Here is a 232-nt window from a genome sequence, read left to right as displayed (position 1 = left end):
GCTCCTCCACGCCGAGGCGCACGCCGGCCCGCGACCGGCCGAGGACGGTCACCCGCACGGAGCTGGAGACCCCGGCCTCGACCAGTGCGGACTTCGACCTCGCCACGAGGTCGAGGGTTCTCGCGCTGCGCACCGACGCCCAGCCGGCGACGACGAGGAGCACCGCCAGCAGGACCCCGACCCGCAGGAAGTCGCGCTGCCCCAGCACGGGGGCGCCGATCAGCAGCACCAC

The 232-nt window shown here is 75.4% G+C and carries 1 protein-coding gene; it reads right to left on the bottom strand.

Going from position 1 to position 232, the window contains the following annotated elements; translation table 11 throughout:
- The coding region (locus AC0I8G_RS26305) for a hypothetical protein (protein ID WP_471732555.1) at nucleotides 1-232 on the bottom strand (232 nt) is incomplete at both ends.

The organism is Kineococcus sp. AC630, assembly GCF_979255925.1.
Note: the sequence above shows the minus strand (reverse complement) of the source record. Positions and strands in the feature narration are given on the sequence as shown.